Origin of the sequence: Marinobacter sp. MBR-99 (assembly GCF_040547575.1) — a bacterium.
Classification (GTDB): Bacteria; Pseudomonadota; Gammaproteobacteria; order Pseudomonadales; family Oleiphilaceae; genus Marinobacter.
On record NZ_JBEPPY010000018.1, the window covers coordinates 78,550 to 99,943 of the forward strand.

Sequence of the window (21,394 nt, forward strand, 5' to 3'; positions counted from 1 at the left end):
CCAACGTGAACATTCCCGCAGGATTCAGACAGACAGCAGGTGTATCTGTTCCCTGGCTTGGCTGCGAGCCTCGGCATCCTTCGCAAATATGGTGTCGAAATCGCTCGCCGGCACAACCGGCGTCGCCGCCAGGGTTCGCTCTATGATAACGGGGATATCGGCAAAGCACAGCTTACCGTCCAGAAACGCTTCCACCGCAACTTCATTGGCGGCATTCAGCACCGCCGGTGCCGTTCCACCACTGGCGAAAGCCTCTGCGGCCAGTCGCAGGCAGGGAAAACGCTGGAGATCCGGTCGTTCAAAATGGAACTTGCCGATGGCAAACAAATCCAGCGGCGCGACGCCTGCCTCAATACGCTCCGGCCAGGCCAGCCCATTGGCAATCGGCGTTCGCATGTCCGGGCTTCCGAGTTGGGCAAGCACGGAACCGTCCGCGTACTCGACCATGGAATGAATAATGCTCTCGGGGTGAACGTGAACCTCAACCCGGTCTGGCTTGGTGTTAAACAGCCAGCAGGCCTCAATCAGTTCCAGCCCTTTATTCATCAGAGTGGCGGAATCCACAGAAATCTTCTGCCCCATGGACCAGTTCGGGTGCGCGCAGGCTTGCGCTGGGGTCACGCTGCGAAGCGCTTCCCCTGCCATTGTGCGAAACGGTCCACCGGATGCTGTCAGCAGAATCCGGGTAACGCCTGCAGCCATAGGGTCGCGAATCTTGTCTGCCGGCATGCACTGGAAGATGGCGTTGTGCTCTGAATCGATGGGCAGCAACTGCGCGCCTGAATTCGCCACAGCATCCATAAACAGCTGGCCAGACATCACCAGCGCTTCTTTGTTGGCAAGCAGTACCCGTTTGCCGGCACGAACAGCCGATAATGTTGGCGCCAGGCCAGCAGCTCCAACAATGGCCGCCATCACCGTGTCGGCGTCTTTCGCGGCAGCCACGGCACACAGGCCTGACTCCCCACCGAGCACTTGAATATCAAGGCAATCAGCCAGCAGCTCTTTGAGTTGCTCAGCGGCAGTTTCGCAGGCCATGACAGCGACCTTCGGGCGAAACTCCCGGCAAAGGGCGGCCAGCTCCTCCGCCCGTGTTCCCGCTGTCAACGCATAGATGGAGAAGCGGTCAGGGTGCCGGCGAATCACGTCCAGGGTGCTGAGCCCGATGGAGCCCGTTGCCCCCAATATGGTAATGCAACGCGTCGTCATAGTTACCAGTGACCGGTGGTCAACCAACCCAGGAGGGTGATGATAAGAGCAAACACAGGAATAGCGGCGGTCAGGCTATCGATGCGATCCATGATCCCCCCATGGCCGGGCAGCAATTGACTGCTATCCTTGATACCCCTGAACCGTTTGAGCATGCTTTCAAGAAGGTCACCCAGCACGGATACAAAACCGGTTACCAGCGTGGCAACAATCAACAACATCATTTCAGCAGGACCGGCTGCCGCCAGAAGGCTGGCCGCAATGGCAAGCAAAGCGACGGCCGCCAGCCCACCCCAGACACCAGCCCAGGACTTACCTGGGCTGACCCTTGGCGCCAGCTTGGCCTTGCCAAAGGCCCTGCCTGCAAAGTAGGCACCAATATCCGCTACCCAGACCACGAAGAATATGTAGAGAATGGCTAACCGGTTGTCTGAGAGCTCACCAAAGTGGAAACCTCCGGTTCGCAAGTGGTTCAACCCCACCCAGGCCGGAATCAGAACCAGGAGCCCCATCACTGCTCGCCCGGGCACAGAGCCCCAGGAATCCGCCCCTGCCGGATACCGGCGCACCAGCCAGAAACACACCAGCCACCAGACCACAGCAAGCCAGAGCACCGCCACCGAAGGCACGTTCAGCAGCCCGTAGAGTAACGCCGCGACAACTGCGGCGTAGATAACCCGGCCCGGCTGCGCCTCAATACCGGACATATTCGCCCATTCCCAGGCGCCCAAAGTGATGATTGCGCCAGTAAATAGGGCAAAGCCCAGGGGCGATGTAAAAAAGATGCCGCCAATCGCAATGGGAGCAAGAATGAGAGCTGTAATGATGCGGGTTTTTAACACGGTATAAGTCGCTGTATCGTTATTGTTGTGAAGCTCGGGCCGCAATCTGGTCGTCGGTTTGCCCGAAACGACGCTGGCGACGGCTGTACGCTTCCAGTGCCTTGCGCATTTCCTCAGCCTTGAAATCCGGCCAGTAAACGCTGGAAAAGTAGAACTCGGTATAGGCCAGGTGCCACAACAGGAAGTTGCTGATGCGCTGCTCACCGGCGGTCCGGATCATAAGGTCTGGCATGGGCAGGTCGCCAATACTGAGATGCTGCTGGATCAGGTCGTCAGTAATGTCTGACGGTTCAAGTTGACCAATCCGAACCTGCTCTGCGACCTTCCGGGTTGCCTGGGTTATATCCCAGTGGCCACCGTAGTTCGCCGCGATTACCAGAGTCATTGCTGTGTTGTCACGGGTCAGGGCCTCGGCTTTCTCCATGTGTTCCTGGAGCACCGGATTAAACGCAGAGCGGTCCCCGATGATTCGCAAGCGGATATTATTACGATGGAGCTTCCGGACCTCACGCTCAAGGGCGATCAGGAAAAGCCTCATCAAAGCCGACACTTCGTCTTTCGGGCGACGCCAGTTCTCGCTGGAGAAGGCAAACAGGGTAAGCACCTCTACCCCTTCTCTGGCGCAGGTCTCAACCACAGCCTTTACCGCATCCACGCCAGCCTTGTGACCCGCCACTCCCTTGAGCCGATGGGCTTTGGCCCAGCGGTTATTGCCATCCATGATAATGGCCACATGCCGGGGACAGTTGTCTGCCATCACCGGAATTTCTGCGGTTATTTGTGCCGTCATGAAACCCTCTGTGCGGCGGAGCATCTACCCCGCCGCGTGCTTTCTACTGAATGGACCCGGCGATCAGACCGCCATCAGATCCTCTTCCTTCGCCTTCAGCATCTTGTCGACTTCAGCGATGTACTTGTCAGTCAGTTTCTGGACTTCCTCTTCGCCCCGGCGCTGATCATCCTCACTGATCTCTTTTTCCTTCAGCAAGTCTTTGATCATGCTGTTGGCATCGCGGCGAGCGTTACGGATGGATACCCGGCCATGCTCTGCATCCGCTTTCGCCTGCTTGACCATTTCCTTACGGGTTTCTTCGGTCAGCATGGGCATGGGAACCCGAATCACATCACCGCTGGTGGACGGATTCAGCCCAAGATCCGACGTCATGATGGCCTTTTCGATGGTGGGAACCAGATTTTTCTCCCACGGGGCAATCATCAGGGTGCGATTGTCTTCAACGTTTACGCTGGCAATCTGCTTCAACGGCGTTTCCTGACCGTAGTAGTTCACCATCACACTGTCCAGAATCGCAGGGTGGGCACGGCCGGTGCGAATCTTGTTGAAAGCCGAGTGCAGAGCCTCCAGGCTCTTCTTCATCTTCTTCTCGGCATCTGCTTTGATATCGTTAATCACGTCAGCATCCTCGAAACGTTCGTCTGGTTATAGTGCAGTATCCGGCCATCTTTCCGCAGCCGGCAACCAATTATTCAATCAATGTGCCTTCTTTCTCGCCAGTCACTATGCGGGTCAGAACGCCCGGCTGGCTCATATTAAATACTCGCAGCGGCATACCGTGATCCCGGGCCAGGCAGATGGCTGTAAGGTCCATAACCCCAAGTTTTTTATCCAGAACCTCATCGTAGGTCAGGTAATCGTATTTTACAGCGCTGGGGTCAAGATGGGGATCGGCATTGTAAACACCGTCAACCTTGGTGGCCTTCAGCACGGCATCTGCCTCAATCTCGATACCGCGCAGACAAGCGGCGGAGTCTGTGGTGAAGAACGGATTGCCGGTACCAGCACTGAAAATCACCACGTCACCCTCTTTCAGGTCACGAACCGCACGCCGGCGGTCATAATGCTCAACAATGCCGCTCATTGGAATGGCAGACATGACACGGGTCCGGATGTTGGAACGCTCAAGTGCGTCACGCATCGCCAGACCATTCATAACGGTAGCCAGCATCCCCATGTGATCACCTGTCACACGATCCAGGCCTGCGGCACTCAGTGCTGCACCCCGGAACAGGTTACCACCACCAATCACCAACCCGACCTGAACGCCAATACCGACCAGGGCACCAATTTCAAGCGCCATGCGATCAAGAACTTTGGGATCAATACCGAAATCGTGATCACCCATCAGGGCCTCGCCACTGAGCTTGAGCAGAACACGCTTGTATCTGGGCTGGTTTTTTGAAGATGTCGGCATGGTGATCCCCTTATCGTCTGTTGGCTATCCGGCGCAAACCCGTTGCAGGCTTGTATCTGACATACTCCTCGAAAAAGGGGTATCTCAGATACAAGCCCGCCACGAAAGCCGGGCGTACCCGACTGACGTGGCAGACTCAGGTAAGCGCTGCCACTTTGCGTGACAGCGCTCAGAAGAGGATCAGGCCTTGCCTGTACCAGCGGCCGCAGCCACTTCAGCAGCAAAATCCACTTCTTCTTTCTCGATGCCTTCACCCACTTCCAGGCGAACGAAACCGACCAGCTCGCCACCGGCAGCTTTGATCAGGTCGCCCACTTTCTGGTCGGGGTTCTTGACGAACGGCTGCTCAATCAGGCTGTTCTCAGCCAGGAACTTCTTGATGCGGCCACCCATCATCTTTTCGATGATCTCGGCAGGCTTGCCTTCCATATCGGGCTGAGCCTTGATGATTTCTTTCTCTTTTTCCAGCTCTTCGGCCGGCATGTCGTCCGGCTTGCCAACGCGCGGGTTAACAGCAGCAACATGCATCGCGATGTCGCGAGCCAGCTCTTCGTTACCAGCGGTCAGGGCTACAACAGAGGCAATCTTGTTGTTGCTGTGAACGTAACCGCCCACAACCGGACCTTCAACCTTGATGATGCGACGAACGGTGATATTTTCACCGATTTTCTGAACCAGCGCCTCACGCTTGGCTTCCAGATCGCCAGCCATCAGGGCGGCAACGTCAGTTTCGCCTTTCTCGAAGGCAACGTTAAGAACGTCGTTGGCAAAATTCATGAAGTTGTCGTCACGAGCAACAAAGTCAGTCTCGGAGTTCACTTCCAGAATGTAGGCAACGGTGTTGTCGTCAGACACCTTGACCAGAGACACGCCCTCAGCAGCGGTACGGCCAGCCTTCTTGGCGGCTTTCAGGCCGGAAGACTTGCGCAGCTCTTCGATCGCAGCATCAACGTCGCCACCGGCTTCAACCAGTGCCTTCTTGCATTCCATCATGCCAAGGCCGGTACGCTCACGCAGCTCTTTGACCATTGCAGCGGTAATTGCAGCCATGTTCAGTCCTCTTAATCGTTTCCGAATTCGGTGGGGAGGTATGCCCGGCTTAACGAGCGGGCATACCTTACAACTCAAACGTGAAGTTTAAGTGTTACTCGGCAGCCGGAGCAGCGCCTGCAGCGTCTTCGCTGACTTCAACAAACTCATCAGCGCCAGCGCCTGCAGACTGGGAAGCTTCCAGGCAGGTATCGGCAACAGCCTTCACGTAGATCTGGATGGCGCGGATGGCGTCATCGTTACCCGGGATTACGTAATCAACGCCGTCCGGATCGCTGTTGGTATCAACAACACCGATGACAGGAATACCCAGCTTGTTGGCTTCCTTGATAGCGATACGCTCGTGATCAACGTCGATAACGAACAGTGCGTCAGGCAGGCCGCCCATATCCTTGATACCACCGATGGAGCGCTCAAGCTTGTCCATTTCACGGGTACGCTCAAGGGCTTCTTTCTTGGTCAGCTTGTCGAAAGTACCGTCTTTGCTCTGGGCTTCCAGATCACGGTAGCGACGGATGGACTGACGGATGGTTTTGTAGTTGGTCAGCATGCCACCCAACCAGCGATGGTTGACATACGGCTGGCCGGAACGCTGTGCTTCTTCCTTGATGATCTTGGAAGCAGCACGCTTGGTGCCAACGAACAGGATCTTGTTCTTGCTTTCAGCCAGCTGCTGAACCACGTTCAGCGCTTCGTTCATGGCAGGAACAGTCTGCTCAAGGTTGATGATATGAATCTTGTTACGGGCACCAAAAATGTACTTACCCATTTTCGGGTTCCAGTAACGGGTCTGGTGACCAAAGTGAGCACCTGCTTTGAGCAGGTCACGCATATTTACCTGAGCCATGATATTTACCTTTTAGCTTCGGGTTAGTCCTCCACGCGTCCGATTGACCCAACCAGCCTCCTTAAAGCAGGAGCCGGCACCCTGGGACAACGTGCTGACACGTGTGTGAATTTGCCGGATTCGTTTCCAGCGGGCGCGTTTATACCATAAAGCGCCGCCCAGGTGCCATTATTTTTAGTGCAACCCTATAACCGCGATAGCAGGCAGCCCGCCTTGTACCCAGCCCTTCAGGCCCTTAAAATGCCGGTTTGATGCAAATCAACAGGTATAGCGATGCAGGTATCCATCAAGACTCCCGAAGAAATTGAAAAAATGCGCGTGGCTGGCCGGCTGGCGGCCGAAGTTCTGGAAATGCTGGACGAACATGTAAAGCCTGGCATCTCCACCGAGGAGCTCAACAGCATCGCCCACGATTATATTGTGAACAAACAGCAGGCTATTCCGGCGCCGCTCAACTACAAGGGTTTCCCGAAATCCATCTGTACGTCGGTCAACCATGTTATTTGCCACGGCATCCCGACCGAAAAGAAAATCCTGAAAGATGGCGACATCATCAACATTGACGTTACTGTCATTAAAGATGAGTACCATGGTGACACCAGCAAGATGTGGATCGTTGGCAAGCCCAAGCCCGGCACCGAACGCCTGATCCAGATCACCCAGGAATGCCTATACAAAGGTATTGAGCTGGTCAAACCCGGCACCCGACTGGGCGACATCGGCCACGTTATCCAGCAACATGCCGAGAAACACCGCTATTCAGTAGTGAGAGATTATTGCGGTCATGGTATCGGCAAGGTATTCCACGAGGAGCCGCAGGTTATGCATTACGGCAAACCCGGTACCGGCATGGAATTACAGGAAGGCATGACCTTTACCATCGAACCGATGATCAACCAGGGCAAATACCAGACAAAGCTGATGGCCGACGGCTGGACTGTGGTTACCAAGGACCACAAGTTGTCTGCCCAGTGGGAGCACACCATCCTGGTGACAGCCAACGGCTATGAAGTATTGACCAAGCGATCGGAAGAGTCTTTCTAAGTGGACCGAAGCGAGCTGGAATCCCGTATCAGCAATGACACCTCACCGGTATTTGCCGCCAGGGAACTGTTACGGGAAAGCTACAATGCTGACGCCGAAGCTTTCCGCCAGGGTGCCGATGTAAGAGCTCTGGTTCATGCCAGAGCCAATACTATAGACAAAGTGCTCCGGCTGATCTGGAACCGGTACCCGTTTTCCCGCTCCTCAGACATTGCCCTGGTCGCCGTAGGCGGCTATGGCCGAGGAGAGCTGCACCCCCACTCTGATATAGACCTGCTGATTCTGACCCGCCACGGTATAGAAGAGGCCTGGCAGGATGACCTGGGCGCATTTGTCACCCTGCTCTGGGACCTCAAGCTGGATATCGGCCACAGCGTGCGCAGTATGGAAGAGTGCGTCGCCTCAGCCCGTGAAGACATTACCATTCTGACCAATCTGCTGGAGACCCGAACCATCGCCGGCCCCGATGGACTTCGGGCAGAGCTCAGTGAGCTGGTCTATTCCGATGAGGTCAGCTCGGATCGTGACTACTTCCTGGCAAAGCGGGAAGAGCAGCAACAGCGCCACAAAAAGTACGGCGATACCGAATACAATCTGGAGCCAAATGTTAAAGGTTCCCCCGGCGCACTCCGGGACATCCAGACCATAGGCTGGATCACCAAGCGCCATTTCGGCCTGCAGAACATAGCTGACCTGACGCGGTTCAGCATTCTGACCGAAGAAGAACATCAGATCCTGCACCAGGGCGAAACCTTCCTGTGGCAATTGCGCTATGGCCTGCAACTGATTGCCGACCGCAATGAAAACCGGCTGCTGTTCGACCACCAACGTGCGCTCGCGGAAATGCTCGGCTACAAAGATGAAGGCAAACGGCTGGGCGTCGAGCTGATGATGCAGTCCTACTACCGTACCGTACTGGCCCTGGCGGAGCTGGCTGACGTTATCCTGCAGTACTACGACGAAGCCATTATCGGCGAGGGCAGTGAAGACGAAATCCGCCCACTGAACAAACGCTTCCAGATTCGCAACCTGTATATAGAAGCCATCAACAACCAGGTGTTCGCCTACGCCCCCTATGCCATCATGGAAATCTTCGTGCTGATGGCCCAGCACCCTGAAATCAAGGGTATACGGGCGACCACCATCCGCTCACTAAGAGCCCACCGACACCTGATCGACGACGCCTTCCGATCTGACCTGGCGGTCACCACCCTGTTCATGGAACTGCTACGCACGCCCCATGCACTGGACCAGACGCTGTCGGCGATGAAAAAGTACAACGTGCTGGGCCGCTACTTGCCGGAGTTTGGCCAGATTATCGGCCAGATGCAGCACGACCTCTTCCATATATACACGGTCGATGCCCACACCATGCGCGTGATCCGCAATATGGCGCGACTGATCAGTACCGACGTGCGCAACGAATACCCCCTGGCCTCCCGGCTGATTCACCGGTTGCCCAAACTGGAAACACTGTTTATTGCCGGCCTGTATCACGATGTGGCCAAGGGCCGTGGCGGTGACCACTCAGAACTGGGCGCCATTGACGCAGAAGCCTTCTGTGAACGCCACCACTTGAGTGAGCGGGACACCCAGCTGGTGTCATGGCTGGTCGAAAACCACCTGCTGATGTCCATGACCGCCCAGCGCAAGGACATTTCAGACCCGGACATCATCCAGGCCTTTGCCCGCGCCATGCCCAGCCAGGCCCATCTGGATTACCTGTACATTCTGACGGTGTGCGATATCAGCGCCACCAATCCAAAACTCTGGAACACCTGGCGCGCATCATTGCTGCGCCAGCTTTACATTGAAGCCAAGCGCGCCCTGCGCCGTGGCACCGACACGCCAGTCGACCGCCAGGCCTGGATACGCGCCACCCGGGAAGAAGCCCGGGAGATCCTGCATGCCCAGAACATGACGGATGAGCAGATCGACCCCATCTGGGAAACCGTAGACGAAGACTACTTCCTGCAGGATTCCACCGTGGATATTGCCTGGCAGACCGCAGCCATCATCCGCCACGGCGACAACCCGGACCCACTGGTGCTGATTCGAGACACAAGGGGTGGTCCTACTGATGGCTACTCCCAGATCATCATCTACATGAAAGATCGGGTTGCCCTGTTTGCGGCGACCACGGCGGTACTGGAGCAGTTGAACCTCAACATCGTGGACGCCCGCATCAATTCCAGCGAAGGCCCCTATTCGATCAGCTCCTACGTGGTACTGGACGAACAGGGCCAGCCACTCGGGGTTGATCCGGCCCGCAAGGAGCGGGTCCGCAAACGCCTGATCGAAGAACTCGATGACCCGGAAGACTACCCGGACATCATCCACCGGCGCACACCCAGGCAGCTGAAGCACTTCGCCTTCCCAACCGAAGTGACTTTCTCCAACGACACCATCAATCAGCGCACGGTAATGGAAGTGATTACCCCAGACCGTCCTGGCCTTCTGGCCCGTATTGGCCAGGTATTACTGGAACACCGGGTGCGACTGACCAACGCCAAAATTGCCACCCTGGGCGAGCGCGTGGAAGACGTGTTTTTCATCACCGATGAACACGGCGAGCCCCTGCGTGACCCGGTCGTGTGCCAGGCCCTGCAACAGGACCTCTGCCAAATGCTGGACGATATTGAATGAACCCGAACCTCGAAAGACTTCACCCTTACCCGTTCGAAAAGCTGGCCAAACTGAAAGCCGGCATAACGGTGCCTGAACACCTGAAACCGATTTCTCTGGGAATTGGCGAGCCCAAGCACCCATCACCCGCATTCGTGAAACAGGTGATCGCCGACAACCTGGACAAACTGGCCAACTACCCGACCACCAAAGGCATCGACGAGCTGCGCGAAGCCATCTCCACATGGGCCAGCAAGCGTTTTCAACTGGCTGAAGGCACCCTCGACCCAGCTCGCAACGTGGTTCCGGTCAACGGCACCCGAGAGGCCATTTTTGCCCTGGTTCAGGCGGTGGTGGATGCCAGCAAACCGGCCACCGTGGTGAGCCCGAATCCGTTCTACCAGATCTACGAGGGTGCCGCTTTCCTGGCCGGCGCCGACCCCGTATACCTGCCTTGCGACGCCAGCAACGGGTTTATTCCGGATTTCGACGCGGTGCCGGAATCAGTCTGGGAAAGCTGCCAGATCCTGTTTCTGTGCTCCCCGGGAAACCCCAGTGGGGCCGTCATCCCCCGGGAAACTCTGGCAAAGGTTATTGAGCTGGCGGATCGTCATGATTTCCTGGTGGCGTCTGACGAGTGCTACTCCGAACTCTACCCGGATGAAACCAACCCGCCCGAAGGCCTGCTGCAAACTTGCGCGGCTATCGGCCGCCACGACTTCAAGCGCTGCATTGTGTTCCACAGCCTGTCCAAGCGCAGCAACCTGCCTGGCTTGCGCTCCGGCTTTGTGGCCGGTGATGCCGACGTGCTGGCCGGTTACCTGAAGTACCGCACCTACCACGGCTGCGCCATGCCCGTTCATAACCAGCTCGCGAGCATTGCTGCCTGGAACGACGAAGACCACGTGCGGGAAAACCGCGCCGCTTACAGGGCCAAGTTCGAAGCGGTGGTGCCGATCCTGCGGGAAGTGATGAACGTCGACTTCCCGGATGCCGGCTTCTATCTCTGGCCGGAAACGCCGATGGATGACGAAACCTTCGCCAAGGAGCTCTCCGCACAACAGAACGTGCACGTGCTGCCGGGCCGTTACCTGTCCCGAACGGTAAATGGCCACAACCCAGGTGAGAACCGAGTGCGCATGGCGCTGGTAGCACCACTGGAGGAGTGTGTGGAAGCAGCCCGGCGAATCGTCGATTTTGTAAAAGGTTTCAAAGCATGAAGTTATACGGCATCAAAAACTGCGACACAGTGAAGAAAGCCCGAAAGTGGCTGGACGACAATGGCATCGCCCATGAATTCCACGATTTCAAGAAAGACGGCCTCACCAGCGAGAAGCTGAGCCAGTGGGAAAAGGCCATAGGCTGGGAAAGCCTGCTCAATAAACGGGGTACCACCTGGCGAAAACTTCCGGACGAGGTTCGTGATAACATTAGCGCCCAAAGTGCCCACCAGCTCATGCTGGAGAATACCTCCATCATCAAACGCCCGGTTGTTGAGCGGGCTGACCAGGTCAGTGTGGGCTTCAACGCAGACGAATGGGCTGCGTGGTAAAACCATTTTCCAATCGATAATTACAGGAGCAACCACCAGATGAGTTTTGCATTCGGCATTGGCATCGGCACCCAGAATAACCAGGGCGAGTGGCTGGAGGTGTATTACCAGCAGCCGATCATGACCCCAGGCAAAGACCTGATCGACGTGGTTGAAACCGCGCTGGACTACAAAGGCGGTAACCAGGCTATTGATGTTAAAGCAGAGCAACTGGCCAGGTTTGCCAACGCCCTGCGCCAGCTGGGCCAGACCGACCAGGCAAAACTGGCGGAGAAAGCAGCCGAGAGCAAGCGCCCCGTGGTTGTTACCGTGCTCGCTACCGACGACACCGCTTCCAGCACCCCGGAAGTGTATCTGAAGCTGCACCTGATCTCCCACCGCATGGCCAAGCCCCATAGTGTAAAGCTGGACGGTATTTTCGGCCTACTGCCGAACCTGGCCTGGACCAACGAAGGCGCCATCGATCTGAACGAACTGCCAGAGCGCCAGCTGCAGGCCCGCATTGAAGGCCGCACCCTGGAAGTGAAATCGGTCGACAAGTTCCCGCAGATGACCGACTACGTGGTACCCAAAGGTGTGCGCATCGCCGACACCGCCCGCGTTCGTCTGGGCGCCTATGTGGGCGAAGGCACCACCGTGATGCACGAAGGCTTTATCAACTTCAACGCAGGCACTGAAGGCACCAGCATGATCGAAGGCCGCATTTCTGCCGGCGTGATGATCGGCAAAGGCTCTGACCTGGGCGGTGGCTGCTCCACCATGGGCACTCTGTCTGGTGGTGGCAACATCATCATCTCCGTAGGCGAAAACTGCCTGCTCGGCGCCAACGCCGGCATCGGCATCCCCCTGGGCGATCGCTGCACCGTTGAAGCTGGCCTGTACATCACCTCGGGCACCAAAGTGAACCTGCTGGACGACAACAACGAACAGGTAGAGGTGATCAAGGCCCGTGATCTGGCAGGCAAGAACGACCTGTTGTTCCGTCGCAACAGCCTGACCGGCGCCGTCGAGTGCAAAACCAACAAGTCTGCCATTGAACTGAACGAAGAGCTGCACGCTAACAACTAAAAGCATGATTTAGCCACGGACAATCACGGACAAAACCCTCCTTGATGTCCGTGATTGTCCGTGTTGTCCGTGGCAAATTTTCTTTTTTTACACAGGTTTCCCCGCATGTCATTATCACCCACTTTAGAACTCGCCATGGACCTCATTCGCCGCCGCTCGGTTACGCCGGACGATGCCGGCTGTCAGGAGCTGATGATGTCCCGCCTGGCGCCGCTGGGCTTTGCAGGCGAGAACCTGCGGTTTGGTGATACTGATAACCTCTGGGCCCGCAAAGGCACCAAAGGCCCGGTTCTGGCGTTTGCCGGCCACACCGATGTGGTGCCGACCGGCCCGGAAAAGAACTGGGCTCACCCGCCATTTGACCCGGTGATCAAAGACGGCTACCTGTATGGCCGGGGCGCCGCCGATATGAAAGGCAGCCTGGCAGCCTTCATTACTGCTTGCGAACGGTTCGTGGCGAAGAATCCTGAGCACCGTGGCTCCATCGCCCTGCTGATCACCAGCGACGAAGAAGGGCCAGCCCAGGACGGCACCGTGAAAGTGGTGGAAACCCTGGAAGCCCGCAACGAAAAAATGGACTGGTGCCTGATCGGTGAGCCTTCCAGCACCCATCAGGTGGGTGATGTCATCAAGAACGGTCGCCGGGGCTCCCTGCACGGTTACCTGACCGTTCGGGGCGTGCAGGGCCATGTGGCCTACCCACACCTGGCAGAAAACCCCGTTCACACCGTGGCGCCGGCGCTGGATGCTCTGGCCAGGGAATTCTGGGACAACGGCAACGATTTTTTCCCACCCACAACGTTCCAGATCACCCGGATTGAATCTGGCGTCGGCAGCAATATCATTCCCGGCGAGTGCCTGGTGCATTTCAACTTCCGCTACTGCACCGAGAATACGGCAGAAAGCCTGGAAGAGCGGGTAGTGGCCATTCTTGACCGGCACCAGCTCAAGTACGATCTGCAGTGGCACCTCAGCGGCCGCCCCTTCCTGACCGACAAGGGCGCCCTGGTTGCCGCCAGCCAGAACGCCATCCGCTCCGTCACCGGCCGCGAGACCGAGTTGTCCACCTCCGGCGGTACCTCCGATGGTCGCTTCATCGCACCGACTGGAGCACAGGTAGTAGAACTCGGCCCCATCAACGCCACCATCCACAAAGTGAACGAATGCGTGAAAGCCGAGGATCTGGATACCCTCTCCGAAATCTACGAACAGATACTGGAAGAACTGCTGGGATAATCTCGAGGGTCAAAACCCTGCATCTGTGGGCCCTATACTCTGAGGGGTCAGACCCCAGCGCGTCAGTGGGCCCTAAGGCCGCGCTGGGGTCTGACCCCGGACTTCAAGCCATACACCAAACTCAATAATGCGGAGGCGGAGTTTCATCCTCCTCCGCCTTGATGTTCGAGGGCGAAATATCCTTCAATTGCTTGTGTAGCACCTTCTTGGCATCCCACAGCTCCCGAATATCCATCTCCTGCTTCGCCACCTGCTCACTCAGGGTATTGATCACATCGTCCTGGAACGCAAGTCGCATTTCCAGCTCTGCAAGCCTGTCTTCCAGTGTCTTTTTGCTCATGAGATTTGGTCAGCCCTTTCGGTAATCTGGTATGATGCCGCCTTTTACCGCCAACATTGAACATTGGCGGCGTTCATTGGCCGGGCATGCCATGTTACCCGATGTCCGGCTTTTTATCGTTAGTGTTAACCCATGGAGAATATTCAGCCAATGCGTAATCCAGCCAAAGCGATCCGTCTTTCCCTTATGATCGCCATTCCGGCACCTCTGGTACTGTTTCTGCTGCTGTCTGTCACACCGCAATTCCTGGCCGCCCTGAGCGCTGGCAACCTCGCCGAGGCACTGGGCAGTGTTGGTGGCCTTGCAGCGTACCTGATTGCCTTTGTCATTTTTGCCATCACCGGTTTTCTGGCCATCGCGCTTGCCACCAAACAGCCCTCCGCAGCGCCGGCTTCCAGAGGCCAGAGCCGCCCGGCACGCAACAGTCGCCAGAACAACGTTTATGATGACGAAGAAGACGATTTTGACGACACCACACCGGAAGGTGACGAAGAAGGCACCGTCAAGTGGTTCAACGTCAAGAAAGGCTTTGGCTTCATCGTCCGCGACAGCGGCGACGAGATCTTCGTCCACTTCCGCGCCATTCGTGGCCGTGGCCGACGGGTATTGCGCCAGGGCCAGCTGGTCCGGTTCAACGTTGTAGAAGCCGACAAGGGCCTTCAGGCAGACAACGTTTCAATCCTGAGCGAGTAATGCTGTAACTCAGGATACGAAAAAGGCAGCCTACAATAGCTGCCTTTTTTACCTTCTGGCGCTCGGTTCAGTTCCAGACCACCAATTGTTCGCCCCGGTGGTCCAGGCGCCACCACTTCTCTTCTTCCACCGGATCACCCTCTTTCCAGTCACTGGCGCTGCACCGTATCTCCCCTTCCATGGCCCGCCAGGCACTGCGGGCGCAGTCCAGATCACTGTTCCAGGGTAAATCCTCGCCCTCCATCAATACAGAGGTAAACCGCTTGCCAAAGGCGCCGGGATAAAGGGTAATCCGCAAACGGGTACCATTAAACCACGCACTGCCCTTCACTACCGAAGTCACATCCGAATCGTCCAGCTGAACGTCATCAAGCTGGTTATCCAGCCAACCGGAAATGGCAGCTGGCTCCAGATCACGAATATAAATTTCCAGGTCCTGCACCCAAGGTATCTCCCTGCTGTTGTTCACAATTCAGCACATAGTGAACCGGCCCGGGCCTGGCTGCAACCCATCGTTCCAGTTCCTGGCGAAGATCCTCAACCGACAATCGGCGCAGGGTGCCGGAGCGCTTGCGTTCATGCCAAACCACCTCTGCAGCGGCCTGCTCCAGATCCAGTTGTTGCATCTGCAGCTCTGCCCGCTCAGCAGCCTCACCCCGGGCGAGGGCCACCAGGGACTGGCGCCGCAGGGTGTCGTGTTCTGCCGCCAGCGCCACCGCCGCCAGTGGCCCCCGGCAGGCAAACAGATCAAGCCTGGCCGCCGCCCGGTGCAACCACTCCAGCATTCCGCCCGGCGTCGCTATTAACCGGGTTTTCCGAGATGCCGCAAACTCAATTGCCGCCTGTGATATCTGAACATTCCAGCGCTTTTCAATCGCTGGCTGGTGCGCTGTGAGAATCGCCCTTCTCTGCGCATCGCTGATACCCGGCATCGCCATGGTTTCCAGCTCTCGACCGAGTACGGCAGCCAACCGGCTGTCATCATAAACGCCTTTTCCCCTGTCGCTCGATGCCAACAGCAGGATTGGCCCTTGCCACCCGGTTACCAGCTCCCGAACCACACCATCGGGCATGCGCATCAGTTCCAGCAATTCCACAGGTGCCACATTGTCCAGAATCATCGCTGGCCACAGCGCTGCTCCGTCCCCGTACACAGGTACCACCAACTGGTCGGAGGCCATCACCTCGGCCTGACGTCGCAAGTCCATCTGCACCCAGGGGAATCCGGGAGTTGCCAGCAACATTCTCAGCCAGGCGGATTTCCCGCTGCCACGGGAGCCCTTTACCCAGATCAACCCATTCCTGTTGGCGGATAAAGCCACCACAACGTCCTCAGCCAGCTGCAACCAGGCGGGATCTGTCACCGTAACGGGGCTGAATGGTTGGTCAGAGGAAGCCGGAGGCGTGGTGGACTCACCCGGTGCACTAGGCCAGTGACTGACCAGCTCCAACACCGCCACATAGGCTTTGTCTTGCAGGCGCTCGGCAAGGTGAACCAGCCCGTGCAAAAGAACAGGCCAGTCCAGCCAGGGTTGATCCGTGGCTTCACGGGTGCTGGAAATCCAGTAGATAAGCTGAGAGGACAAATCGCCATCGCCGTGAACTTCCGTAACGATGGGTTGTTCACCCTGGATGGTGCGAATCAGTTCGTCCAGATCCACACCCTGCCGTTTCAGAAACGAAACTGCCTCAGGAACGGCATCGAGCAACGCCAACAGGTAGTCTTCAACGGTAATCACCGAACCACCACGGCTAGCGACATTGTTGCGGGCCTGCAACAGCGCAGTCTGACACTGGGGCGCAAGGCACCCCTGCCAATCATCCATCGGCATTCTCCTTCCTTGGGTTTGGGGCAGCATCATCCTGATGCATGGTTTGAATAGCGAGGGATTTTAGGGGGAAGAGCGACCAACAGCAACGGTTAGCCGCCCGTTTTGCTGATTCGGCCGCACTATGTTCAGGTTGGGGCCGACGCCCAGGCATGCCAATCACAGGGCCTGGCTCTGCCCGACCCTGTGTTGCTGATCACTCAGCCTGATTGGGTGACAGGGTGACCGCAAACGCCGGTGAAGCCCACCCCGGAACAGGCTGATCATTACCGATCAGAGGTTCACCGCCATACACCACGGTCTCGGCATCGCCATAATGCATCCAGGTCACGGTTGGCACCTGGCCAACCGGTGGCTTGCTGTAGTCACAGACACCCTCAGGAAAGATCTCCGCCACTTTCTGGGCGAAGTTCTCCGGCGTGTAAATGCCCAGCAGCAGATTGGCCGGATAGTCCTGAGGATCCACCTGCTTGAGCTGGCACTTGTTGTTCAGGGTGCGAATATCGTCCCCGGCCACGGTTCTGGGCGTGCCGAACCGGGTTTGCACCAGCAGTGCCTGGGTTTCAACAATCGTGTCTGTGATCGGTGCCAGCAGATCGGTCACCAGCGAGGGCAAGCCAAGGGCGCCAAGATCCAGGCCACACACCTGATTGGTCGCCACATCCAGGATCTCGCCCATCTCTGCCGGCAATCGATTGGTCGGCAAGTGCTCCAGGCCCGGCAGCAAGGGATCCGGATACAACAGGCCACCGGTGAGCGGCAGAATCATACCCCACTCGGCGGTGGCGCCGGACAACGACAAGCAGCGATCACGGGCGAAGCCGGGTCGGTTGCGAATCACTTTCTCCGGCAGGCTATCCTCCCGCTCATCCGCCTCAATACCGGCCAGCCACTGGTCCATCGTCAACAGGGCCTCGGTGGTAAACACGGTATCCCCTGCAATCGGGAAAGCGCCATACCAGATAACATGGTTCAGCGAATGGCCCTGAACCTCCTCAATGCGGGCACGGGTTTGCCAGGAATGGAAGGCATCGTGGGCAAGGCCTGGATCTGGCCCGCGCAGGTCAATCATTGGCACGCCCGCAAGATTCTCTGCGGTATTGATCGCGCCAGTGCGGTAGGCATTGGTGATGGCCTGTATATCACCCCGGGTACGCTCAGCCTGGTACTTGATATCCACGTTGAAGCCGCCAATCTCCCGGTTCAGATCCAGGAACTGTTGGCCATTGATAAAGCCCTGCTGCAGGGCCCTCAGTCCGTACTGAACGCCTTCATTATCCAGCGGAATACCGGCAAAACCACGCCCCACCAGTTGCTCATTCTCAGACCAGACCTCCGGTGGCCGCTCGCCAAACTGACTGACCATATAATCAATCAACCCGCAGCGCAGGCCGCCCGGTCGATCTTCCGGATGATAAACTTCAACACCATCCTTTAGACGCCGGCAATCTTCCTGGTCCGGGTAGGCCGCCGGGAAGAAGGCCAGGTCAGATGCCACCGGATTGATCGGCAAATGCCCGTAAATGAACGGCCACTGGGTGGGCAGCAGAGTATTGGTTAACAAGTCACCAAGGAAGGAAAAGAATCCCTCAGGCTCCTCGGGCACCTGCAACCCGAGATAGTTACTGATCAGATTATAATCAGCAAACTGGGTAGCCGTAGTCCAAACATCCGGATAGGAACACTGCACAATCAAACCCTGATAGATACCAGGGTAGGCATTGGCAACGTGTTGTTGGGCAATGGCACCACCGGAGCAGCCGGTGCCGATGGTGTAACGAACCGGGCCGTAGTTCTCGATAATGTGTTCCTTGGCCATCATCAAAGACTCAGCAGCCGTCACCAGATTCACGTTGTGGCCGAGGTTTGCCTGAGCGGTAGACAGCGTCACAAAGCCCCGAGCCAAGGCCACCGAAATACTGTCACCCAGTAACAGTTCGTTGCCGTTGGTTAGCCCGGAGATATCGCCGTTGGGAGGGCTACCCATACCGTAACTGACCCCAACGTTGCCACCATGGTGGATCAGTACCTTGTTGTTCCATTGTTCCTGGGGGCTCAGGGCAGTCCAGTCACTACCGGGCTGGAACAACGACATGATCTGGTAACGGTCGCGGTTCAACACGCCCAGTTCCACACGAACAATGAAGGGCATTTCGATACCTTCATCCGTGGTTACAGTGGCGATGTCTTCATCTGCGGGCGGGTTCTCCGGGTCATAGGGTAGGAACGCTTCCGGAAGGCCAGGATCCTGAGGATCAAATTCGGTGAATAGCCGGCTTAGTTTTTCGGCGGGCACATACTTGAAACGGAATTCCGGCGGCTGATTACACTGCTCGTCCATCGCGGCGGCGTTGGTGCAGGTCCAGGGCTGAACCTGCGGGCCAGAGAATACCGGCCCACCTTTCGGGTGATTGGTGATGGTCTTCAGCAGACGGCTACTGCGGTTATCCAGAAGCACTTCCAGCGTGTTCTCACCCAGCGCCAGGCCGGTCACAAGGCCACGCAGCTGACCAGCCTCCATCAACGTGAACTGCCCGGTGACATCCTGGCCGTTCAGCAATACGCGGGCAGCATTGGGGTTGGCAACATCGATGTCGATCAGGGCATCACCACCGCTGATCAGGTCTGCGCGATTGGACAGAACCCGCACATCGCCCTCACCTACCGGCAAACCTCTGTTGCCATCGGACTGACCGGGCGGCGTACTGCCCGGAACCGTCGGGCCCGGGCCCTGGGCACTGGTATTCTCGGGCGCATTCTCTGAACCGGAACCCCCGCACCCCACCAAACCCAGCATAACGGCTGCAACCAGAGCGTTTCTGGAGAACATAACGACCACCTCATTTGTTGTTGTTTTGGTAACAGAACGTTACTTAGTGCAACAAATGATAAGCGAGCATTATGTTCCGGGACCTTGGTCAGATTGCCCAGGGCGCGCGTCAAAAGTGTGAACTGAGTCTCACTTTAACTCGACCAATAGACTCCATGACTTCACCAGGTGCCGGTGTTTTCCATACTGGCCCAAGGCTCCTGAGCCGGCAGTGCATCGCCCTTCTGCAGCAGTTCAATCGAGATATTATCCGGCGTTCGAATAAAGGCCATATGGCCATCCCGAGGCGGACGATTGATAGTAACGCCGTTGGCCTGAAGCTTTTCGCACAGCGCATAAATATTATCCACCCGAAACGCCAGGTGCCCGAAATTCCGGCCGCCGGTGTACTCCTCAGGGTCCCAGTTATGAGTCAGCTCAATCATCGGCGCCTTGTCTTTCCGGGCGCGGGCTTCGTCTTCCGGTGCAGCCAGGAACACCAGGGTAAAACGGCCTTTCTCACTGTCCTTACGAGAAATCTCCACCATACCCAGCAGGTCGCAGAAAAAGTGGAGGGTGTCGTCCAGATTGCTGACCCGAATCATCGTGTGCAGGTATTGCATATAGGGCTCCTGTGGTTTCGTGGCTCTCAAACACGCCCAGTTTACGTTATTCTCAGGCCATGACGACAAACGCAGAAACCGAAACCCTGCTCAACCTGCAGATACCAGCCATCCGGCATCTCGCCTGGCTGTGCACGGCACCCCAACTCCTGGCCGCCCCCGTGAGCTTTGAGCCACTGCAGTGGCTGCCCGATGATTACCTCGACAAACTCAAACACTGGGACAAGCACCCGGACACCATGCCAGCAAGACTCGCGGCCACCACCGAGCGCCGCCTTGGCCATTACTTTGAGCGTTTGTACGAGGTGCTCCTCGTCGAACTTCTAGGCTGGGAACTGCTGCTGAAGAATCAGCAGATCAAGGCTGGCAACCGAACCATCGGTGAGCTGGATTTTCTGGTGCGGAATCCACACACCCGGTGCGTGGAACACCATGAAATTGCCATCAAATACTATCTGGGCGTCAACGAAGGCCCCGACATTACCAAGTGGTACGGGCCAAACGCCAAGGACCGCCTGGACCTTAAAGTAGACAGAATGCTCAGCCACCAGAGCCCTATGGCCCAGCGGGTAGAGGCACAGGCGCTGTTAGCGGAGCTGGGGATTTCAGAACCGATTATTCCGAGAGTGTTTTTGCCGGGGTATCTTTTTTATCCCGGTGATGAGGTGAAACTTCCGGGCTATGTGCCGGTAGGCCATAGGCAGGGGCAATGGTGCTATGCCCGGAATTTGGTGAACTCGGACCTGACGGGCTGGGTGCCGTTGAAAAAGCCACATTGGATTGGGCCGTGGAGACAGGGCGAGCAGCCCGATACTGAGGCGGCCTGGGAGGCGGTGGCATTTGTGGAAGCCCAGGGCGTGCCGGTGTTGTTTGCGCGGGTGGCGTGGCAGCCTGGGCTTGGGTGTTGGGTTGAGAGGGAGCGGTGGTTTGTGGTGCCGGGGGATTGGCCTTTGGCCTCATTTGTTTGATGAGAAAGATCGCACTAATTCACGAGTACCGTCAGGGTGACCCCCTCTGTCAGCCTAGTTGTCCAGTAGGCGGTTTCGCCTGAATTTAACCAATCAGGGGCGGCATGGGAGCATTCATGCCACGCTATTCCGAAGAACGCAAAGCCGCCGTGTTGAAGAAGCTGTTGCCGCCGCAAAACCGAAGTGTCGCGTCGGTGGCAGCGGAGGAAGGCATATCCGATGTGACTCTGTATAGTTGGCTGAAACAGTGTCGACAACAAGGAATGCCCGTGCCAGGTAATCGTAACACCGGGGAAGACTGGTCCCCCGAAGCCAAGCTGGCCGTTGTAGTGGAAACGGCCTCGATGTCTGAATCCGAACTCAGCGCCTATTGCCGCGAGAAAGGTCTTTATCCGGAGCAAGTGCAGCGCTGGAAAGAAGCCTGCCTTCAGGGCGCTGGCATGCAGGAA

Annotated in this window: 21 protein-coding genes; 9 read left to right on the forward strand and 12 right to left on the reverse strand. The window is 57.2% G+C overall.

All coding sequences use genetic code 11. The features are described from left to right. Positions 1 to 24 precede the first annotated feature (24 nt). The 7 genes from ispC to rpsB form a co-directional block, all read right to left on the reverse strand. Positions 25 to 1,209, reverse strand: coding sequence for a 1-deoxy-D-xylulose-5-phosphate reductoisomerase (gene ispC, locus ABIE59_RS15230; RefSeq protein ID WP_354448252.1), 1,185 nt, complete (start codon positions 1,207 to 1,209; stop codon positions 25 to 27). Positions 1,210 to 1,211: 2 nt separating this feature from the next. After that, positions 1,212 to 2,051, reverse strand: coding sequence for a phosphatidate cytidylyltransferase (locus ABIE59_RS15235; protein ID WP_354448254.1), 840 nt, complete (start codon positions 2,049 to 2,051; stop codon positions 1,212 to 1,214). Between the two features lie 19 nt (positions 2,052 to 2,070). Next, positions 2,071 to 2,841, reverse strand: a complete 771-nt coding sequence (gene uppS / locus ABIE59_RS15240) for a polyprenyl diphosphate synthase (RefSeq protein WP_354448256.1) — start codon at positions 2,839 to 2,841, stop codon at positions 2,071 to 2,073. 63 nt (positions 2,842 to 2,904) lie between these two features. Then, positions 2,905 to 3,462 (reverse strand): ribosome recycling factor, encoded by a 558-nt coding sequence (frr, locus tag ABIE59_RS15245; RefSeq protein WP_354448258.1) that lies wholly within the window; start codon positions 3,460 to 3,462, stop codon positions 2,905 to 2,907. A 70-nt stretch (positions 3,463 to 3,532) separates the two neighbouring features. Beyond that, complete coding sequence (gene pyrH / locus ABIE59_RS15250) at positions 3,533 to 4,261, reverse strand: UMP kinase (RefSeq protein WP_058090258.1); 729 nt, start codon at positions 4,259 to 4,261, stop codon at positions 3,533 to 3,535. Between the two features lie 180 nt (positions 4,262 to 4,441). Then, a complete protein-coding gene (gene tsf / locus ABIE59_RS15255) occupies positions 4,442 to 5,311 on the reverse strand; it encodes a translation elongation factor Ts (protein WP_061333438.1) in 870 nt (289 codons plus the stop codon). 94 nt (positions 5,312 to 5,405) lie between these two features. Then, positions 5,406 to 6,158, reverse strand: coding sequence for a 30S ribosomal protein S2 (rpsB, locus tag ABIE59_RS15260; RefSeq protein WP_354448261.1), 753 nt, complete (start codon positions 6,156 to 6,158; stop codon positions 5,406 to 5,408). Positions 6,159 to 6,431: 273 nt separating this feature from the next. On the opposite strand from rpsB, the gene map reads away from it, so the two are divergent. The 6 genes from map to dapE all read left to right on the forward strand — a co-directional run bounded on the left by map (position 6,432) and on the right by dapE (position 13,683). Next, positions 6,432 to 7,202, forward strand: a complete 771-nt coding sequence (gene map / locus ABIE59_RS15265; RefSeq protein WP_354448263.1) for a type I methionyl aminopeptidase — start codon at positions 6,432 to 6,434, stop codon at positions 7,200 to 7,202. Continuing rightward, positions 7,203 to 9,848 carry a [protein-PII] uridylyltransferase gene (locus ABIE59_RS15270; RefSeq protein WP_354448265.1) on the forward strand — a complete coding sequence of 882 codons (2,646 nt, stop codon included), beginning with the start codon at positions 7,203 to 7,205 and terminating at the stop codon, positions 9,846 to 9,848. It abuts the gene before it with no gap. After that, entirely contained in the window at positions 9,845 to 11,047 is a 1,203-nt protein-coding gene (gene dapC, locus ABIE59_RS15275; RefSeq protein ID WP_354448267.1) for a succinyldiaminopimelate transaminase, read from the forward strand. Before ABIE59_RS15270 ends, dapC begins: the two co-directional genes overlap by 4 nt. Further along, positions 11,044 to 11,379 carry an ArsC family reductase gene (locus ABIE59_RS15280; RefSeq protein WP_354448268.1) on the forward strand — a complete coding sequence of 112 codons (336 nt, stop codon included), beginning with the start codon at positions 11,044 to 11,046 and terminating at the stop codon, positions 11,377 to 11,379. The genes dapC and ABIE59_RS15280 overlap by 4 nt, the downstream gene beginning before the upstream one ends. Before the next feature lie 39 nt (positions 11,380 to 11,418). Then, the gene (gene dapD / locus ABIE59_RS15285; RefSeq protein ID WP_354448270.1) at positions 11,419 to 12,447 is read left to right on the forward strand and encodes a 2,3,4,5-tetrahydropyridine-2,6-dicarboxylate N-succinyltransferase; all 1,029 of its coding nucleotides are present in this window, start codon (positions 11,419 to 11,421) and stop codon (positions 12,445 to 12,447) included. 105 nt (positions 12,448 to 12,552) lie between these two features. Then, positions 12,553 to 13,683: a succinyl-diaminopimelate desuccinylase gene (gene dapE / locus ABIE59_RS15290; protein WP_354448272.1), complete on the forward strand. Its 1,131-nt coding sequence runs from the start codon at positions 12,553 to 12,555 to the stop codon at positions 13,681 to 13,683. Between the two features lie 121 nt (positions 13,684 to 13,804). Here dapE and ABIE59_RS15295 read toward each other — a convergent pair whose 3' ends face one another. Beyond that, entirely contained in the window at positions 13,805 to 14,023 is a 219-nt protein-coding gene (locus tag ABIE59_RS15295; protein WP_058090267.1) for a SlyX family protein, read from the reverse strand. A gap of 150 nt (positions 14,024 to 14,173) precedes the next feature. On the opposite strand from ABIE59_RS15295, the gene ABIE59_RS15300 reads away from it, so the two are divergent. Then, positions 14,174 to 14,716, forward strand: coding sequence for a cold-shock protein (locus ABIE59_RS15300; RefSeq protein ID WP_354448274.1), 543 nt, complete (start codon positions 14,174 to 14,176; stop codon positions 14,714 to 14,716). A gap of 67 nt (positions 14,717 to 14,783) precedes the next feature. Here ABIE59_RS15300 and ABIE59_RS15305 read toward each other — a convergent pair whose 3' ends face one another. From ABIE59_RS15305 to ABIE59_RS15320, 4 genes are all read right to left on the reverse strand, one after another. After that, complete coding sequence (locus tag ABIE59_RS15305) at positions 14,784 to 15,158, reverse strand: hypothetical protein (RefSeq protein WP_354448276.1); 375 nt, start codon at positions 15,156 to 15,158, stop codon at positions 14,784 to 14,786. Next, positions 15,130 to 16,542 carry a hypothetical protein gene (locus ABIE59_RS15310; protein WP_354448278.1) on the reverse strand — a complete coding sequence of 471 codons (1,413 nt, stop codon included), beginning with the start codon at positions 16,540 to 16,542 and terminating at the stop codon, positions 15,130 to 15,132. The genes ABIE59_RS15305 and ABIE59_RS15310 overlap by 29 nt, the downstream gene beginning before the upstream one ends. Positions 16,543 to 16,741: 199 nt before the next feature. Next, a complete protein-coding gene (locus ABIE59_RS15315) occupies positions 16,742 to 19,375 on the reverse strand; it encodes a DUF6351 family protein (RefSeq protein ID WP_354448280.1) in 2,634 nt (877 codons plus the stop codon). Between the two features lie 161 nt (positions 19,376 to 19,536). After that, positions 19,537 to 19,977 (reverse strand): VOC family protein, encoded by a 441-nt coding sequence (locus tag ABIE59_RS15320; RefSeq protein WP_354448282.1) that lies wholly within the window; start codon positions 19,975 to 19,977, stop codon positions 19,537 to 19,539. A 59-nt stretch (positions 19,978 to 20,036) separates the two neighbouring features. On the opposite strand from ABIE59_RS15320, the gene ABIE59_RS15325 reads away from it, so the two are divergent. Together ABIE59_RS15325 and ABIE59_RS15330 are read left to right on the forward strand one after the other, a co-directional pair. Then, on the forward strand, positions 20,037 to 20,945 hold the full coding sequence (locus tag ABIE59_RS15325; RefSeq protein WP_354448284.1) for a DUF1853 family protein: 909 nt from the start codon (positions 20,037 to 20,039) through the stop codon (positions 20,943 to 20,945). 116 nt (positions 20,946 to 21,061) lie between these two features. Beyond that, on the forward strand, positions 21,062 to 21,394 hold a 333-nt coding region (locus ABIE59_RS15330; RefSeq protein WP_354448286.1), incomplete at its 3' end, for a transposase.

Coding starts and splice junctions, on each gene's coding strand:
- ispC (WP_354448252.1), bottom strand. CDS start 1,209: ATGACGACGCGTTGCATTACCATATTGGGGGCAACGGGCTCCATCGGG.
- uppS (WP_354448256.1), bottom strand. CDS start 2,841: ATGACGGCACAAATAACCGCAGAAATTCCGGTGATGGCAGACAACTGT.
- pyrH (WP_058090258.1), bottom strand. CDS start 4,261: ATGCCGACATCTTCAAAAAACCAGCCCAGATACAAGCGTGTTCTGCTC.
- tsf (WP_061333438.1), bottom strand. CDS start 5,311: ATGGCTGCAATTACCGCTGCAATGGTCAAAGAGCTGCGTGAGCGTACC.
- rpsB (WP_354448261.1), bottom strand. CDS start 6,158: ATGGCTCAGGTAAATATGCGTGACCTGCTCAAAGCAGGTGCTCACTTT.
- map (WP_354448263.1), top strand. CDS start 6,432: ATGCAGGTATCCATCAAGACTCCCGAAGAAATTGAAAAAATGCGCGTG.
- dapC (WP_354448267.1), top strand. CDS start 9,845: ATGAACCCGAACCTCGAAAGACTTCACCCTTACCCGTTCGAAAAGCTG.
- ABIE59_RS15280 (WP_354448268.1), top strand. CDS start 11,044: ATGAAGTTATACGGCATCAAAAACTGCGACACAGTGAAGAAAGCCCGA.
- dapD (WP_354448270.1), top strand. CDS start 11,419: ATGAGTTTTGCATTCGGCATTGGCATCGGCACCCAGAATAACCAGGGC.
- dapE (WP_354448272.1), top strand. CDS start 12,553: ATGTCATTATCACCCACTTTAGAACTCGCCATGGACCTCATTCGCCGC.
- ABIE59_RS15295 (WP_058090267.1), bottom strand. CDS start 14,023: ATGAGCAAAAAGACACTGGAAGACAGGCTTGCAGAGCTGGAAATGCGA.
- ABIE59_RS15300 (WP_354448274.1), top strand. CDS start 14,174: ATGCGTAATCCAGCCAAAGCGATCCGTCTTTCCCTTATGATCGCCATT.
- ABIE59_RS15310 (WP_354448278.1), bottom strand. CDS start 16,542: ATGGATGATTGGCAGGGGTGCCTTGCGCCCCAGTGTCAGACTGCGCTG.
- ABIE59_RS15315 (WP_354448280.1), bottom strand. CDS start 19,375: ATGTTCTCCAGAAACGCTCTGGTTGCAGCCGTTATGCTGGGTTTGGTG.
- ABIE59_RS15320 (WP_354448282.1), bottom strand. CDS start 19,977: ATGCAATACCTGCACACGATGATTCGGGTCAGCAATCTGGACGACACC.
- ABIE59_RS15325 (WP_354448284.1), top strand. CDS start 20,037: ATGACGACAAACGCAGAAACCGAAACCCTGCTCAACCTGCAGATACCA.